The 16,657-nt window shown below is 72.0% G+C and carries 12 protein-coding genes; 6 read left to right on the top strand and 6 right to left on the bottom strand.

Going from position 1 to position 16,657, the window contains the following annotated elements; all coding sequences use genetic code 11:
* Positions 1-141: 141 nt before the first annotated feature.
* Positions 142-963 (bottom strand): TetR family transcriptional regulator, encoded by an 822-nt coding sequence (locus tag ACZ6B8_RS10245; RefSeq protein WP_471090543.1) that lies wholly within the window; start codon positions 961-963, stop codon positions 142-144.
* A 94-nt stretch (positions 964-1,057) separates the two neighbouring features.
* Positions 1,058-2,839: a 3-hydroxyacyl-CoA dehydrogenase family protein gene (locus tag ACZ6B8_RS10250; protein WP_471606906.1), complete on the bottom strand. Its 1,782-nt coding sequence runs from the start codon at positions 2,837-2,839 to the stop codon at positions 1,058-1,060.
* A gap of 420 nt (positions 2,840-3,259) precedes the next feature.
* Here ACZ6B8_RS10250 and ACZ6B8_RS10255 point away from each other — a divergent pair, with 420 nt between their 5' ends.
* Positions 3,260-3,829 (top strand): adenylosuccinate lyase, encoded by a 570-nt coding sequence (locus ACZ6B8_RS10255; RefSeq protein WP_471090521.1) that lies wholly within the window; start codon positions 3,260-3,262, stop codon positions 3,827-3,829.
* A 36-nt stretch (positions 3,830-3,865) separates the two neighbouring features.
* On the opposite strand, the gene ACZ6B8_RS10260 is transcribed toward ACZ6B8_RS10255, so the two are convergent.
* The 4 genes from ACZ6B8_RS10260 to ACZ6B8_RS10275 all read right to left on the bottom strand — a co-directional run bounded on the left by ACZ6B8_RS10260 (position 3,866) and on the right by ACZ6B8_RS10275 (position 8,549).
* Positions 3,866-4,387, bottom strand: coding sequence for a GNAT family N-acetyltransferase (locus tag ACZ6B8_RS10260; protein ID WP_471090523.1), 522 nt, complete (start codon positions 4,385-4,387; stop codon positions 3,866-3,868).
* Between the two features lie 12 nt (positions 4,388-4,399).
* Positions 4,400-4,798 (bottom strand): RidA family protein, encoded by a 399-nt coding sequence (locus tag ACZ6B8_RS10265; protein ID WP_471606907.1) that lies wholly within the window; start codon positions 4,796-4,798, stop codon positions 4,400-4,402.
* Positions 4,795-6,402 (bottom strand): alpha/beta hydrolase, encoded by a 1,608-nt coding sequence (locus ACZ6B8_RS10270; protein WP_471606908.1) that lies wholly within the window; start codon positions 6,400-6,402, stop codon positions 4,795-4,797. Before ACZ6B8_RS10270 ends, ACZ6B8_RS10265 begins: the two co-directional genes overlap by 4 nt.
* Before the next feature lie 1,112 nt (positions 6,403-7,514).
* Positions 7,515-8,549: an Rv2578c family radical SAM protein gene (locus ACZ6B8_RS10275; protein ID WP_471606909.1), complete on the bottom strand. Its 1,035-nt coding sequence runs from the start codon at positions 8,547-8,549 to the stop codon at positions 7,515-7,517.
* A gap of 247 nt (positions 8,550-8,796) precedes the next feature.
* On the opposite strand from ACZ6B8_RS10275, the gene ACZ6B8_RS10280 reads away from it, so the two are divergent.
* The 5 genes from ACZ6B8_RS10280 to ACZ6B8_RS10300 all read left to right on the top strand — a co-directional run bounded on the left by ACZ6B8_RS10280 (position 8,797) and on the right by ACZ6B8_RS10300 (position 16,628).
* Entirely contained in the window at positions 8,797-9,363 is a 567-nt protein-coding gene (locus tag ACZ6B8_RS10280) for a GNAT family N-acetyltransferase (protein WP_471606910.1), read from the top strand.
* A gap of 61 nt (positions 9,364-9,424) precedes the next feature.
* The gene (locus ACZ6B8_RS10285) at positions 9,425-10,672 is read left to right on the top strand and encodes an SLC13 family permease (RefSeq protein WP_471606911.1); all 1,248 of its coding nucleotides are present in this window, start codon (positions 9,425-9,427) and stop codon (positions 10,670-10,672) included.
* A 139-nt stretch (positions 10,673-10,811) separates the two neighbouring features.
* Positions 10,812-11,255: an SRPBCC family protein gene (locus tag ACZ6B8_RS10290; protein ID WP_471073373.1), complete on the top strand. Its 444-nt coding sequence runs from the start codon at positions 10,812-10,814 to the stop codon at positions 11,253-11,255.
* Positions 11,256-11,494: 239 nt separating this feature from the next.
* Positions 11,495-13,960 carry an MFS transporter gene (locus ACZ6B8_RS10295; protein WP_471606912.1) on the top strand — a complete coding sequence of 822 codons (2,466 nt, stop codon included), beginning with the start codon at positions 11,495-11,497 and terminating at the stop codon, positions 13,958-13,960.
* A 154-nt stretch (positions 13,961-14,114) separates the two neighbouring features.
* Positions 14,115-16,628 carry a SpoIIE family protein phosphatase gene (locus tag ACZ6B8_RS10300; RefSeq protein WP_471606913.1) on the top strand — a complete coding sequence of 838 codons (2,514 nt, stop codon included), beginning with the start codon at positions 14,115-14,117 and terminating at the stop codon, positions 16,626-16,628.
* The last annotated feature ends 29 nt before the right edge of the window (positions 16,629-16,657 follow it).

Here is a 16,657-nt window from a genome sequence, read left to right on the forward strand (position 1 = left end):
GCAAGACACTGGGTGCCATTAATTTTTGATAGATGATCGATCACTGCAGGTCAGAGGGGGTGCGAGCACGACGAAGGGGGCGCTACCGGTCGGTAGCGCCCCCTCGAAAGCCAAGGACGAATCGGTTCGAACGGGTGAATATCAGCGCTCGCGCAGCGCCTTTTCGATGGTCCGCATGACCTCGTCGAGCGGCGCGTCCGTGCGCGCCACCGTGACCAGCACCTCACCCTGCACCGACGCCGTCGCCGGGGCCGCGGCGGGCAGGGTGTCGCGGCCCGCGCCGATGCCGCTGCCGAAGGTGCGGCGCACGATCGCGAAGGCGTGGTCCAGCTGGGTCTCCACGTCGCCCTGGCCGCCGGCCCGCAGCCAGCGCCGCAGCACGTGGTTGTGGGCGGTCACCACGGCGGAGGCGGCGACCTCGGCGAGCAGCGGGTCGTCGTTGCCGTCGTGGTGCGCCTGCTCGTCGAAGTGGCCCAGCAGATAGCGCGTGAAGAGCCGCTCGTAGCGGGCCACCGAGGCGATCTCGCGCTCGCGGAGCGTGGGCACCTCACGGGTGAGGCGGTAGCGCTCCACGGAGACCGCGGGGGACGCCGCGTACATCTTCATGACTTCCTTGATGCCCCGGCACACCGTGTCCAGCGGGTGCTCGTGCGGCGGCGCCGCGTTCAGCACCGCCTCCGCGCGGATCAGGGTGTCGTCGTGGTCGGGGAAGATCGCCTCTTCCTTGGAGCGGAAGTGCCGGAAGAAGGTCCGGCGCGCCACCCCGGCCTGCGCGGCGATCTCGTCGACCGTCGTGGCCTCGTACCCCTTGGACGCGAAGAGCTCCATGGCCGCGGCCGCCAGCTCCCTGCGCATCTTGAGCCGTTGGGCGGCGGCACGGCTGCCCGCGGCACTCTCCGGAGCGTCTGAGCTTGCGTTGCGTGAGGACTTGGCGGCCTTGGACATGCCACGAACGTACTGCATGTGCGCGGCGAGGTGCTCCTGAGGGACGGGGCTGCCCGGGGGTTCGAGCAGCCCGCCCCAGTCGGCCCGTTCGCCCGGGCGCCCCTCGGCCTGCTCAGCGCCGGGCATATTCGCGGAAGCCCCGGCCCGTCTTGCGGCCGAGGCAGCCCGCGGCCACCAGGTGTTCCAGCAGCGGCGCCGGGGCCAGGCCCGGGTCGCGGAACTCGCGGTGCAGCACCTTCTCGATCGCCAGCGAGACGTCCAGGCCGACCACGTCCAGGAGCTCGAAGGGGCCCATGGGGTAGCCGCCGCCGAGCTTCATCGCGGCGTCGATGTCGTCCAGCGTCGCGTAGTGCTCCTCGACCATCTTGATCGCGTTGTTGAGGTAGGGGAACAGCAGCGCGTTCACGATGAAGCCGGCGCGGTCGCCGCAGTCCACCGGGTGCTTGCGGATCGTCGCGCAGACCTCGCGGACCGTGGCGTGCACGTCGTCCGCGGTGACCACGGTGCGGACGATCTCCACCAGCTTCATCGCCGGGGCCGGGTTGAAGAAGTGCATGCCGATCACGTCGCCGGGCCGCGAGGTGGCCCGGGCGCAGGCCACCACCGGCAGCGAGGACGTCGTGGTGGCGAGGATCGCGCCCGGCTTGCAGACCTTGTCGAGGGTCGTGAAGAGCTGCCGCTTGATCTCCAGGTCCTCGGCGACCGCCTCCAGGGCCAGGTCGACGTCGGCGAACGCCTCGTACGACCCGGCGGGGGTGATCCGGTCCAGCGCCCGCGCGGCGGTCTCGGCCGTCATCCGGCCCTTGTCCACCGAGCGCGCGAGGGACTTGCCGATCCGGGCCTTCGCCGTCTCGGCCTTCTCCTCGCTCCGCGCGGCCAGCACCACGTCGTAGCCGGCCTTCGCGAAGACCTCGGCGATGCCGGACGCCATCGTGCCGGAGCCCGCGACGCCCACCGAGCGGACCGTGCGTCCCTGCGCCCGGGCCTCGCCCGCCGTCGGGGTGAGCGCGTCGGCCACCACCTCCTCGCTGCCGGGAGCGGCGTACGTGTAGAAGCCGCGGCCCGCCTTGCGGCCGGTCAGACCCGCCTCGCTGAGCTGCTTGAGGATCGGAGCGGGGGCGTGCAGACGGTCGTGGGACTCCGCGTACATGGCGTCGAGGACCGTACGGGCGGTGTCCACGCCGATCAGGTCGAGCAGCGCGAGCGGGCCCATCGGCAGACCGCAGCCGAGGCGCATCGCGGCGTCGATGTCCTCGCGGGAGGCGTACTTCGCCTCGTACATCGCGGCGGCCTGGTTGAGGTAGCCGAAGAGCAGCCCGTCGGCGACGAAGCCGGGCCGGTCGCCGACCGCCACCGGCTCCTTGCCGAGGGCGTACGCCAGCTCGGTGACGGAGGTGACGGCGGCGGGGGCCGTCAGGACGGACGACACGACCTCGACGAGCTTCATCGCGGGCGCCGGGTTGAAGAAGTGCAGGCCCAACACCCGCTCGGGGCGCGCCGATTCGGCGGCGAGCCGGGTCACGGAGAGCGCGTTGGTGCCGGTCGCGATGATCGTGTCGGGGCGCACGACGGCATCGAGCTCCCGGACGACCTGCTGCTTGATCTCGTACGACTCCGGGACGACCTCGATGACCAGATCGGCGTCGGCGGCGGCCCGCACGTCGGTGAAGGTCCGGAACCGGGCGAGGATGCCGTGGCGCTCCTCCTCCGTGAGGCGCTCCCGGCGCACGGCGCGGGCGGTGGAGGCCTCCAGGGCGGCGACCGCGCGGGTGGCCGCGGCCTGGCTGACGTCGATGCCGACGACCTCGCGGCCCGCGCGGGCCAGGACCTCGGTGATGCCGGTGCCCATGGTGCCCAGACCGATGACGGCGACGGTGTTCAGGGGAGTGTCCATGCGTGGACTCCAGGAAGAGAGTGACGACTGAGGGGCGCGCGGGTACGGCATCCGCGTCGGGCGGAGCTGCGACGTCAACTGCCGTACGGCGGGCGGGAAGTGCTGCGTGTCGTGTCCGGGCGGCGCGCAGGGCACGCCCGGTGAGAAGCCGACCGGCCCGGTCCCGGAGCCACGTCGTACTGAGGTACTGCGTACGGAAGTACTCAGTGAGGAAGAACTGAGTACCGAAGTACCTGAAATACCGAACCGACCAACACCCGCGGCGGCTGCGTCACCAGGCCGCCACGAGAAAGGGATGCTCACGGGGAGTGTGCCCCGCTCACATGAGACTAACCGGCGAGTAACGAGCGCGCCAGCCCGCGATGTTCTCCCCTGCCTGTGATCTATGTCGCGGCGGGGGTAGCACTTAGGCTCGCGGCCATGGATGAGGAGTTGCGGACGGTGACGGAACGGTTACGGGCCGAGGCGGGTGGGTCCGAGGAGTACGAACGGCTGATCGCGACGGAGGACCTCGACGAACTCGCCGAGGTGCTCGTCTCGCCCGGGCAGCCCTTGTGGGCCCGGGAGTTGGCGGCGTTCCGGCTCGGCGTCGCCGGTGACCGCAGAGCCTTCGAGTCGCTCGTCCTCCTCCTCAACCACCGGGACCCACCACGCTGCGCGGCGGCGGCGCACGCGCTGGCCCGGCTCGGCGACCCGCGCACGGCGCGGGCGGCGGCCGCCCTCGCGACCAACGAGCTGCGCATCGCCTACGCGCTCCATCCGGTGCGCCTGCTCACCGAGCTGCGCGCCCCCGAGTCGGCGCCCGCGCTGATCACCACGCTGCAGCGCAGGCTGGCGCCGCACGACCCGTACGGCAAGATCGCGCTGGCCTGCGTGGAGGGGCTCGGGGCGCTGGGGGACGAGCGGGCCAGACCGGTCCTGATGGCCGCCCGCGGCCACCCCCGCCTCGCGGCGGCGGCCTCGGCGGCGCTGGCGCGGCTGCCGGGGTGACCTCGGGGCCGGCGGGGTGGGCCCGGCCGGGCGGGGTCACGCGAGCGCGCGGTGGTAGCGCAGCTCGGGCACGGCCATGTCCCCGACCGTCTGCGGGTCCAGGGCGCCGTCCGCCGCGAAGCCGAAGCGCTCGTAGAACCGGCGGGCCCGGGTGTTGCCCTCGACGACCCACAGCCGCAGCGCGGCGCGGCCCTCGGCGGCGCAGCGCGCCACGCACTCCAGGAGCAGCGCACGGCCCACGCCCGTGGAGTACTGCTCCGGGTGTGCGTACAGCGCGTACAACTCGGCCTCGTCCGGCGGGAGATCGTCGTCGCGCGCGGGCCCGAACGCGATCCATCCGACGACGCGACCGGCCCGCTCGGCGACCAGGTCCACCGTCGGGGCGCCACCGCGCGCGAGCCGCTCCCGCAGCCTCGCGGCGTGCTCCTCGACGCTGAGGGCGTCCAGGAACGGCTGGGGCATCAGCCCGGCGTACGCCGAACGCCAGCCGAGGACGCGCAGGGTGGCGACGGCCTCGCAGTCGGCGTCGCGCAGGGCACGGATCCGCAGGGACGTCATGCGCTCGGCCGCCTACTCCGCCACCACCGCGAACGCCTCTATCTCCATCAGGAACTCCGGCGCGACCAGCGACGCCACCTGCACCGCCGAGGCCGCGGGGAGCCGGTCCGGGTCCAGGAACGCGTCACGGGCCGCCCGCACGGCCGGCATGTGGGCCATGTCCGTCACGAAGTACGTCAGCTTCACGACGTCGTCGAAGGTCGCGCCCGCCGCCGCGAGACAGCGCCGGAGGTTCTCGAAGACCTGCCGGGCCTGCGCCCCCGCGTCGCCCTCGCCGACCGGCTTCCCCTCCTCGTCCAGGGCCAACTGGCCGGAGACCGCCACGAAGCGGCCGCTTCCCATGACGACGTGGGTGTACGCGCTGGCGGGGGCGACGCCCTCGGGGGCGCTGATGTGGGTCAGTCGGCTCATGACCCCATCGTGGACCACGGGTGTGACAACGCGGGACGCCCGGTGGCGGATGCCGCGCCGCGGCCGCTGCCCGCCGCGCTCTTGGTGGCGGACCGCGGCTCCGGGTCCGGCTGCGCCTCACACACCGCGTCGACCTCGCCGGTGCCCCGCGGTACCGCGCCGCTCGCCAGGTAGGCGGTCAAGTGCCGGTCCAGGCAGGCGTTTCCGCTCAGGGTGACGCCGTGGTTGCCGCCGCCCTGCTCGACCACCAGACGGGAGCCCTGCAGCTTGCGGTGCAGGGCGACGGCGCCGTCGTGCGGCGTGGCGGGGTCCTCGGTCGCCTGGAACAGCAGCACCGGCGGGAGTTCGGCGTTGGTGACGTCCGGCGGGAAGAGCGAGTGCGTCGGCCAGAACGCGCACGGAGCGTTGTACCAGGCGTTGTTCCAGGTGGAGAACGGCGCCTTCGCGTGCACCCGGTCGTTGTCGGCGCGCCAGGTGGCCCAGTCGTGCGGCCACTGGGCGTCCCGGCACTGCACGGCGGTGTAGACGCTGTAGCTGTTGTCGCCGGCGGCGTCCACCGCGGCGTAACTCTCGTAGGCCTTCACGAGCGGCGCGCTCTTCTTGGCGTTGACGTAGGCCGCGAACGCCTCGGCCAGGGAGGGCCAGTAGCCGTTGTAGTAGCCGCCCGGGACGAAGGTGTCCTCCAGCTCCGCGGCGCCCACCTTCTCGCCCGCGGGCTTCTCGGCGAGCGCGGCCCGCATCGCGTACCACTCGGCCTCGACCTTCGCGGGGTCCTTGCCGAGCCGGTACGTCGCGTCGTGCCGGGCGATCCAGGCCATGAACGCCTTGTGCCGGGCGTCGAAGGCCTCGTCCTGCCGGAGGTTGTCCGCGTACCAGACGCCCGAGGGGTCGACCAGGGAGTCGAGCGCCATGCGGCGCACCCGGTGCGGATAGAGCTTTCCGTAGAGGGCGCCCAGGTAGGTGCCGTAGGAGTAGCCGAAGTAGTTGATGCGCTGCGCGCCGAGGGCCGCGCGGATGGCGTCCATGTCCTGGACGACGCTCACCGAGTCGATGAAGGGCAGCAGGTCCGCGTATTTCGTGCCGCACGCCTGGGCGAAGGCCCGCGCGCGGTCGAGGTTGGTCCGTTCCAGGGCGGGCGTGGCCGGGACGGTGGCGGGGCGCACGGGGGAGAAGTGACCGGGGCGGCAGTTCAGGGCGGGCCTGCTCTTGCCCACGCCGCGCGGGTCGAAGCCGACGATGTCGTACTGGGCCGCCACCTTGTCCGGCAGCGCGTCGGCGACGGAACCGGCCATGGCCAGCCCGCTGCCGCCGGGCCCGCCCGGGTTGACCAGGAGCGGCCCCTGCGAGGTCTTGGCGGTGTGCGGGACGCGGGACAGGGCGAGGGTGAGCTGTCTGCCGCCCGGCTCGTGATGGTCGAGCGGGACGTTCAGGGAGGCGCACTGGAGCGTCGGGTGGGCCTTGGTGGCGCACTTCTTCCACGCGAGTGGGGCGGGGGCGGCGGGGGGAGCACCTGCGGCGGGCGCACCCGAGGCGGGTGGCACGGTGGTGACGAGTCCGGCAGCCGCTACGGCGACTGAGCAGAGTACGGCGGCGTGCTTCTTCATCCGGCCTCCCGGGGCGGCGGGTCCGGGGCCCTGCTGGCCGTGACCCTCGGCGCAGCGCATGCTCCCGGAAACCGCACCGGAAAGGGTGCGCTCCGGCGGAAATTGACCCTAAAGGGGCGGGGCGTTGGAGCAGCGCGCAGGCCGACCGCGCGACACGAATGCGGCACCGCTGAGCCGCCGTTCCACTACGGTCCGCTCGCCCACCCTGCCCAGCACCTCAACTGCCGGTGTGGACACGGGCTTCAACCGTGAACCCGAGGGCACTCTGAGCTCCATGCCCCGGGACAGGAGGACCTACGTATACGTCGCCGACGCACTCGGCTCCGTCGTCGCGGTCACGGACGGGCCCGGCGAGAAGCTCAACACGAACTTAGGCCGCTTCACCCAACCTGCCCCCCCGCGCCAGGACGAGAATTCATATCTCGACGCCGAAGGCGACACCATAGGCGGTGGCATCGCAGGTTGTGCCGCCACCGTGGCGGAGGGATTCCTGGCCGGCGAAACTGTCGGCGATTCGAGGAGGCTTCGCCGATGCGCCCAGTGCTGATCGTGGTTGTGGTTCTTTTGGTGACTCTTCCGTTTGCCCCGAGCTCGGTGACTCTCGACAGCCTGTCGGGGCTGGGGCTGATCATCGCCTGGGGGCTGGGATGTGGTCTCCTGGCACTCGGCGTCGAGCTCCTGATGCGACGGTATCTACTGCGGAAGAAGTGAGCTCGGACCCGCCCCGTCAAGTTGTTCAGCCTACGAAAGGATGGCAATGGGTGAGCGGCTCGAACTTTCCTATAAGGGCCTGGGGCATCTACCGGGATGGGTGCTCGTCATTGCGGGAATATTGGTGTTCGGGTACCTGGCCGTCGTCATCGTACGAAGGAACCAGTGAGGCTGGCGGGTCGAAAAGGTGCGTCGGGGTCACTCAGCCCTAGGGGGACAGGTAACGGTGGAAGCAATCGCTGCGGGCCGTTGGTATCCGGATGGAACCTCTGGTCTTGTCATCTTCATCATCGCTGTCGCGGTCGTCATCGCCATGATTTTCTACGGTCGATGGAAAAGGGGTCGCTGATCGAAAGCAGCGTCAGCTTTTGAGCAGCCCCGGCTTCAGAGCAGCGTCAGATTCATAGCAGCGTCAGCTGGGTGGGCCCGGTGGTCGGCTCCGGATCCGCGGGGACGCGGATCCGGCGGGACGCCCCCGCGCGTGAGGGGCCGATGCCGAACTCCTCGGCCAGCTCGTGCACATGGCGGGTGACGCGGCGCTGGTACCACTTCGGGGCGTAGGCCCCCTCCGCGTACAGCCGCTCGTACCGGCGCACCAGATGCGGATGGTGGTGCGCCAGCCAGGCCATGAACCATTCGCGCGCCCCCGGCCTCAGGTGCAGCACCAGCGGGGTCACGGAGGTCGCGCCGGACGCGGCGACCGCTCGGACCGTGGCGCGCAACTGGTCGGGGTGGTCGCCGAGGAACGGGATGACGGGCGCCATCAGGACGCCGCAGCCGATGCCGTGGTCGGTCAGGGTGCGGACGACGTCGAGCCGCCGTTCCGGGGCCGGCGTGCCCGGCTCGACCGTGCGCCACAGCTCCTGGTCGATGAAGCCCACGGAGACGGAGATTCCCACGTCCGTCACGGTCGCCGCCTGCCGCAGCAGGTCGAGATCGCGCAGGATCAGCGTGCCCTTGGTCAGGATCGAGAAAGGGTTGCCGTGGTCGCGCAGCGCCTCGATGATCCCCGGCATCAGGCGGTAGCGACCCTCCGCGCGCTGGTAGCAGTCCACATTCGTGCCCATGGCGATGTGGTCGCCCTGCCAGCGCGGCGAGGCGAGCCGGTGCCGCAGCAGTTCGGCGGCGTTGACCTTGACGACTATCTGGCTGTCGAAGCCGAGACCGGTGTCCAGGTCCAGATAGCTGTGCGTCTTGCGGGCGAAACAGTAGACGCACGCGTGCGTGCACCCCCGGTAGGGGTTCACGGTCCATTCGAACGGCATCCGGGACGCGCCCGGCACGCGGTTCACGATCGAGCGGGCCCGCACCTCGTGGAAGGTGATCCCCCGGAACTCCGGGGTGTCGAAGGTACGTGTCGTCACCGCGTCCGCGCCGAACAGCGCGGCGTCGGCGGTCCTCCGGCGCGGCTCGTCGGAGAGGTTCTCCCAGCGCATGACGCCTCCTCGGTAGCACTGACCACAGAATAGAACATCTGTTCCCTTGATCGTGCGGAGGAGCGCCTTGGTAGGGTCATGTCAGGCGCGACGTACGCGACCGGACGGTGACGAGGGAGGTTGATGAATATGGCCCGCCAGACGCTTCATCAGCATGCCCTTGTCCGGGCCGCACGGGTCTGAGGCCACGGCGCCTCCCGTAGCGAAGCGGTCCGGTCGTCCCCGTTCGAACGACCTGGAGTGTCGCGTGTCTTCTCAGCCTTCTTCCCCTTCCCTGCCCCCTCTGCCCTTCGCCGGTACGGACCTGATCACCGAGCGGCTCGTCCTGCGGGACTGGTCCCTCGACGAGGTCGCCGCCGTCGTCCGCGACGAGCGGCTCGACCACTGGGCGCAGGACTTTCCCGCCGACGGCGACCGCGTCATCGCGGGCTTCGCGATCGGCCAGCCCGACGTGCCGGGCGCGCACGGCCACCGGCTGATCGTCGAGCGGGGGAGCGGCCTGGTGGTCGGTTCCATCAGCCTGCTCTGGCCGCCGAGCGAAGGGGCCGTGGAGTTCGGGTACGGCGTCGTCCCCTCGCGGCGCGGCCGGGGTTACGCCGCCGAGGCGGCCCGCGCCCTGGTGGCGGCCGCCCTGGCCCTGCCCGGCGTCACCGCGGTCCACGCCGACGTGGAACTGTCCAACCCGGCCTCCCTCCGCGTCCTGGAGAAGGCCGGCCTGCACCGCCTGAGCGATGCGGGTGACCCGGACGGCGCGGGCGAGGCCGCGACAGTCGCCCGCTTCCGCGCCACCGCAGGATCCCTGACGGCCCCGTAACGGCCACGCCCCGCCGAGGGCGGCGACCGGGCGGGACCGTACGCGAGGCATGATCAGAGGCATGCTCGTCGAGTCCCTGTCGGTCGCCGCCCTGGTGGTGGTGCTCGTCTGCGCCGTGGTCCGCCCGTTCCGCTGGCCCGAGGCCGCCTTCGCTGTGCCCGCCGCCGGGGTCGTGATCCTCGCCGGCGCGATCCCGCTCGACGACGTGCGGGCGGAGGCCGAGCGGCTCGGGCCGGTCATCGGGTTCCTCGCCGCCGTCCTGGTGCTCGCCAAGCTCTGCGCCGACGAGGGGCTCTTCCACGCCTGCGGCACCTGGATGGCGCGCCGCGCCGCCGGCCGGCCCCGACAGCTGCTCGCCGCGGTCTTCGGCCTCGCCTCCCTGATCACCGCGGCCCTGAGCCTGGACGCCACCGTCGTCCTGCTCACCCCGGTCGTCTTCGCCACCGCCTCCCGGATGGGCGCCCGCCCCGCGCCGCACGTCTACGCGAGCGCCCACCTGTCGAACACGGCGTCCCTCCTGCTGCCCGTCTCCAACCTGACCAACCTCCTCGCCTTCGCCGCGGCCGGACTGAGCTTCACCCGCTTCGCGCTGCTCATGACGCTGCCCTGGCTGGTCGCCATCGCCGTCGAGTACGCCGTCTTCCGGCGGTTCTTCGCCGCCGACCTCGACGCCCCGGTGGCCGGCACGGAGACGACGGAGGTGCCGCACATGCCGCGGTTCGCCCTGGTCACCGTCGCCCTCACGCTCGCCGGGTTCGCCGTGGCCTCCGGCATCGGCGTCGACCCCGCCTGGGCGGCCGCGGCCGGCGCCCTCGTCCTCGCGGTCCGTGCCCTGCTGCGCCGGCGTACGACACCGGTCGCGATCCTGCGCTCCGCCTCGCTGCCGTTCCTCGCCTTCGTCCTGGCCCTCGGCATCGTCGTACGGGCCGTCGTCGACAACGGCCTCGGCGACGCCCTCGGCCGGGTCCTGCCGGACGGCACCTCCCTGCCCGCGCTCCTCGGCACCGCCGCCGTGGCCGCGCTGCTCGCCAACCTGATCAACAACCTGCCCGCGGTCCTCGCCCTGGTCCCGCTGGCCGCACCGGCCGGCCCCGGTGCTGTCCTCGCCGTACTGATCGGCGTGAACATCGGGCCCAACCTCACCTACGCCGGATCCCTCGCCACCTTGTTGTGGCGTCGCATCGCCCACCAGCACGACCACGAGGTCTCCCTCGCGCGCTTCACCCGTCTCGGCCTCCTCACCACCCCCGCCGCCCTGCTCCTTTCGACCCTCGCGCTGTGGATCTCGCTGAAGCTGCTGCCCGGCTGAGCGGGGTCCCGGCCGCACACGGGGGCCGTCCCGGGGGCCGGTCAAGCGGCCGACCAGGGACCCGATTTGGGGCGCCGGTGCGGCGGGTGGTTGGCTTTCCGTGCAGACCCGGAGAACCACACATGCTGGAGGAAACCCCATGGCGCAGGTCGAAGCGACCGCGGAGCGGATCATCGCGGCAAAGCCGGACGACGTCTTCGACGCGCTGGCCGACTACAACGGCACGCGGGAGAAGCTCCTCTCGGAGCACTTCAGCGAGTACGAGGTGCGCGAGGGCGGTGACGGCGAGGGCACCCTCGTCCACTGGAAGCTGCAGGCCACGAGCAAGCGGATCCGCGACTGCCTCCTGGAGGTCAGCGAGCCCACCGACGGCGAGCTGGTGGAGAAGGACCGCAACTCCTCCATGGTCACGACCTGGACGGTGACCCCGGCGGGCGAGGGCAAGTCGCGCGTGGTCGTCACCACCGTGTGGAACGGCGCGGGCGGCATCGGCGGCTTCTTCGAGAAGACCTTCGCGCCCAAGGGCCTCGCCCGCATCTACGACGCCGTGCTCACCAACCTCGCCGCCCAGGTCGAGAAGTAGGCCCCGCGGCGGGCGTGCGGCCCGTGCCGCTCGCCCGCCCAACTCCCGCGTAACCCATCAGGGTTGTTCTCACGCTCACCGGTTCGAGTGGTTTTCCGTGCGGCTTCGTTGTACGCCGTAGGGCTCCCACCGGCACTTACTCTCCCCAGGCCCCGCGCGGGGGCGACTCGTCGCGCTTGCTCGCTGTTGTCGCGTAATGCGAGAAATGGGCGGCGCAGGCGCGACGAGGGGAGCAGGACGTGGGCGGGACGACGCTGGTGAAGGTCGCCGAGCAGGACGAGAAGGACGGCCGGGCCGAGCGGGCCGTACGGAACCGCGAGGGGGAGGGCCCCTCCACCCAGGGCGGTCAGGGGCGCGGCCAGGCACCGCCGCCCGCCCCCGATCCGGTGGGGCACGGGCTCAGCCCCAGCCGGGTGCGGATGGTCTTCGTCGGGCTGATGCTCGCCCTGCTGCTCGCCGCCCTGGAGCAGATGATCGTCGCCACCGCGCTCCCGAAGATCGTCGGCGAGCTGCACGGCCTGGACAAGATGTCCTGGGCGATCACCGCCTACCTCCTCACCTCCACCATCGGCCTGCCCATCTACGGCAAGCTCGGCGACCTCTTCGGGCGCAAGGGAGTCTTCCAGTTCGCCATCGTCGTCTTCGTCGTCGGCTCGGCGCTCGCCGGCTGGTCACGGACGATGGACCAGCTCATCGCCTTCCGCGCGATCCAGGGCGCCGGTGCGGGCGGCCTGATGATCGGCGTCCAGGCGATCATCGCGGACATCGTGCCGCCCCGGCAGCGCGGCCGCTACATGGGCCTGATCGGCGCCGCGTTCGGCCTCGCGTCGGTCGCCGGCCCGCTGCTCGGCGGCTTCTTCACCGACCATGTCTCCTGGCGCTGGTGCTTCTACTTCAACGTGCCCTTCGGCCTCGTCACGCTCCTCGTCGTCACCCTCGTCCTGAAGCTCCCCAAGCCCACCGCCAAGGCACGGCTCGACGTGCTCGGCGCGCTGCTGCTGGCCGCCGCCTCCACCTGCCTGGTGCTGTTGACCAGTTGGGGCGGGACCGAGTACGAGTGGGGCGACCGCGTCATCCTCGGGCTCGGCGCCGGCGCCGTGGCGGCGAGCGTGCTCTTCCTGGTCGCCGAGAAGTTCGCCGCAGAACCGATCATCCCCTTGCGGCTGTTCCGTGATCCGGTCTTCAACATCACCTCTCTCGTCGGCATGGTCATCGGCATCGCCCTCTTCGGAGCGGCCAGTTACCTGCCGACCTTCCTGCAGATGGTCGACGGCGCGAGCGCCACCGAGTCCGGCCTGCTGATGCTGCCGATGATGGGCGGCATCGTCGGCGCGTCCATCGTCTCCGGGCAGCTCATCAGCCACACCGGGCGCTACAAGATCTACCCGATCCTCGGCGGCGCCCTGTCCGTCGTCGGCATGTGGCTGCTCTCGCGCCTGGAGGTCGACACCTCCCGGGCGCAGTACAGCGTCTACATGGCCGTGCTCGGCGCGGGCATCGGCCTGGTCATGCCGGTCCTCGTCCTCGCCGTGCAGAACGCGGTCCGCCCCGCCGACCTGGGCACCGCCACCAGCGCCAACAACTACTTCCGGCAGATCGGCGGCAGCGTGGGCGCCGCCATCTTCGGCACGCTCTTCGCCGACCGGCTCGCCGACGCGCTGCGGGAGCGCATCCCCGCCGGAGCGGGCGCGGCCCTGCCCGACGCCGAGTCCATCACCCCGCAGCTCGTCCACACCCTGCCCGCGCCGCTGCGCGACGGCTACATCCAGGCCTACGCCGACGCGATGCCGCGGATCTTCCTCTACCTGGTGCCGGTGCTCGTCCTCGGCATGCTGCTCGCCTTCTTCCTCAAGGAGACTCCCCTGTTGTCCAGCGCCACTTCCCACAACGCACCCGCAGACGAGGCCGTGGCCGTGCCGCCGCAGACCCGCCCGGCGACGTACGCGGCCGGGGTCCCGGTCTGCGGCACCGTGCAGCACCCCGACGGCACCGTGGTGCCCCGCGCGGCCCTCACCCTCATCGACGTGGGCGGGCAGCAGATCGGCCGCGGGGCGAGCGGCGAGGACGGCCGGTACGCGCTGTCCACGCCCGGCACCGGCTCCTTCGTGCTGATCGCGGCTGCCGGCGGCCACCAGCCGCAGGCCGTCACCGTCACCGTCGGCGAGCGGCCCGTCGAGCTCGACGTGGTCCTCGGCGGCGCCGGCCGCCTCGCGGGCACCGTGGTGACCGCCGACGGCACGCCGGTCAGGGACGCCGCCGTCACCCTCACCGACGTCCGCGGCGAGGTCGTCGCCACGACCCGCAGCGGGCGCGAAGGCGGCTACGTCATCACCGAGTTGGTGGCCGGCGAGTACACACTGGCGGCCAGCGCCCCCGCCTTCCGCCCCGCCGCCCTGCCGGTCAGTGTGCAGGCCTCCCGCGAGACCCGGCAGGACGTGGAGCTCGCGGGCGGCGCCGTGCTGCGCGGCACCGTGCGGGCCAGCGGCGGCCGGCCCGTCGAGGACGCGCGCGTGACGCTCCTGGACGCCGCGGGCAACGTCGTCGACACCCTCACCACCGGCACGGACGGCACCTTCCGCTTCATCGATCTGTCGTCCGGCGAGTACACCGTGATCGCGGCGGGTTACCCGCCGGTCGCGACGGTCCTGCAGGTGGCCGGCGGCGGCCGCACCGAGCGGGACCTCCAGCTCGGGCACGAGGACTGAGCGGAGGCCGCCCGGCGGCCGTCCGGGGGGCGTGCGCCGGTGGCCCGGCCGCCGCGGGGCAATTCTCGTATTGCCCCGCACGGCAACCCGCGGCGGCCGTACGGTGGTTGGTGGCGGTCCAGATCTTGCGCTGCCAGGGGAAGGAGCATGAGCCATGGAGCGAGGCACTCCGGGCGAGCCGGCCACGCGAAGTGCCGCGTCCGGACGCATCCCGCTGGCCGTGGTCGTCGTCGACGGAGCGGGACTCGTCTCGCACTGGAGCGTCGGTGCGCGCCGCCTCTTCGGGTACGGCAAGGAGGAGGCCGTCGGCCGTCCCGTGGGCGATCTGCTCCCGGTGCACGGTGCGATCCAGGAGGACCGCGAGGCCTACGGGACCTATGACGGCCTCGGCCCCGACCTGGAGACCTCCCTCGACGGTCAGATCTCCTACCCCGCCGCCGGGCGCGCGCGGCTCGCGGAGGCGGACAGCGGTCGGGGCGGCGAGGACGACCGGGGCGGCGGAGGCGACCGGGGCGGCGAGAACGACCGTGGCCGTGTCGACGTGCTGTGGTGGGCGTACCCGCTGATCGGCCCCGGACCCGAGCGGCTCCTCGTGCTCGCCGCCGACGCCGCGCAGCTGACTCCGGCCGTGCGGCCGGACGCCGGCGGGGGTGAGCGGGACGAACGCGACGAGCGCGACGACCGGATCGAGCGGATAGCCCCCGGCTTCGCGCTGCACACCGACTTCCCCGGCGCGGACGAGCTGGCGGCCCGGCTGCCCGAGATCCTGCCCAGCATGAGCGTGGGCGAGAGCGCCCGCATCGTCGCCCAGGTCCTCGAACTGGGCTACCCCGTCCTTGAGTTCAGCCACCACGACCGGGTCCCGGTGACCCCGGACTGGGGCGTCGCCCGGCGGGCCGAGCGCAAGGAGCGCAGACAGCGCGCCGCGCAGGCCGCCGCAGACGGACTGCCGGTGACACCGGAGGCGGCGGACGAGGTCGAGGACCTGGAGTACGTGGCGGTGCGCGAGCGCCTCGAATTCCTCAACGAGGTCAGCGGACGCATCGGCTCCTCGCTCGACCTGTCCCGGACGATCGTCGAGGTCAGCAGGGCCGTCGTGCCGCGCTTCACGGATGTCGCCGGCACCTATCTGCGCGAGCAGGTCGTCGCGGGCGAGGGCTTTCCCGACGGCGTGCCGGACGAGACCACCATGTGGCACCGCGTCGCCCTGGAGCACACCGACGAACCCGGGCGCTGGGACGACGTGGTGCCCGTCGGCGAGTCCATGCCCTTCCCCGCGCACACCCCGTTCTTCCAGTGCATGACCTCCGGCGAACCGGTGCTCGTGCCGCGCATCTCCGACGAGATGGGCAATGCCATCGCCTCGCAGTTCGAGAAGCGCGACATCCGCCCGCTGATCAACCGCCGCTCGATGCTCGTCGTGCCCCTGAAGGCGCGCAACGTGGTGCTGGGATTCATGATCCTGCTCCGCCACGAGGAGCGGCAGGTCTTCAACGACATGGACCGCGTCACCGGCGCCGAACTGGCCGCCCGCGCCGGGCTCGTGCTCGACAACGCCCGCATGTACACGTACCAGGAGAGCGTCGCCGACACCCTCCAGGACAGCATGCTGCCGCACATCCAGCCCCGGATGCCCGGCGGTGACATCGCGACCCGCTATCTGCCCGGCACCCTCCTCGGCCGCGTCGGCGGTGACTGGTTCGACTCCGTCAAACTGCCCGGCTCGCGGACCGCGCTCGTCGTCGGCGACGTGATGGGCCACGGCCTCAACTCGGCCGCGATGATGGGCCAGTTGCGTACGGCCGTGCAGACCATGGCCGCCCTCGACCTGCCGCCCGAACAGCTCCTGCGCAACCTCGACGACCTCGCGCAGCGTCTCGGCGAGCACTATCTGGCGACCTGCCTGTACGCGGTCTACGACCCGATCGCGAGCGAACTGCACCTCGCCAACGCCGGCCACATCCCGCCCGTCCTGGTCCGCGCCGAGAGCGGCCGCAGCGAACTCCTCGACCTGCCCACGGGTGCGCCCATCGGCGTCGGTGGTGTGCCCTTCGAGTCCGTCGTGGTGCGGGTCGCGCCCGGCGACCGGCTGCTGATGTGCACCGACGGTCTCGTCGAGGTACGCGGTGAGGACATCGGCGTGGGGCTCGCCACGCTCACCGAATCCGCCGCACACCCGGCCGCCTCGATGGACGCCGCCTGCGACACGATCATCCGCGCCCTCAACACCCGCGGCGGCCGCAAGGACGACGTCGCGCTCCTGATGGCCCGGCTCAACGGCATCGCGGCCCGGGACGTCGCGCACCAGCGCCTCGCCGTCGACGCCGCGGAGGTGGGAAGGGCCCGCGAGACGGTCCGCGCCCAACTGCGCGACTGGTCCCTGGAGTCCCTCGCCGACACGGCCGAACTGCTCGTCAGCGAACTGGTCACCAACGTGGTGCGGCACTCGCGCAGTACGAGGATCGATCTGCGCATGGTCCGCGCGGGCGCGCTGGTCTGCGAGGTCGAGGACGACGACCAGACCCTGCCGACGCTGCTCAGCGCGGGCCCGGCCGACGAGTTCGGGCGCGGACTGCGCGTCGTGAGCGCGCTGGCGAAGGAGTGGGGCACGAGCCGGACGCGGCGGGGCAAGACGGTCTGGTTCGAACTGGCGCTGCCGAGGCGCTAGTTGAAGCCTCTTTGAGACCTGCGGGGCCC

The sequence above is a fragment of the Streptomyces sp. NPDC041122 genome (genome assembly GCF_055592445.1).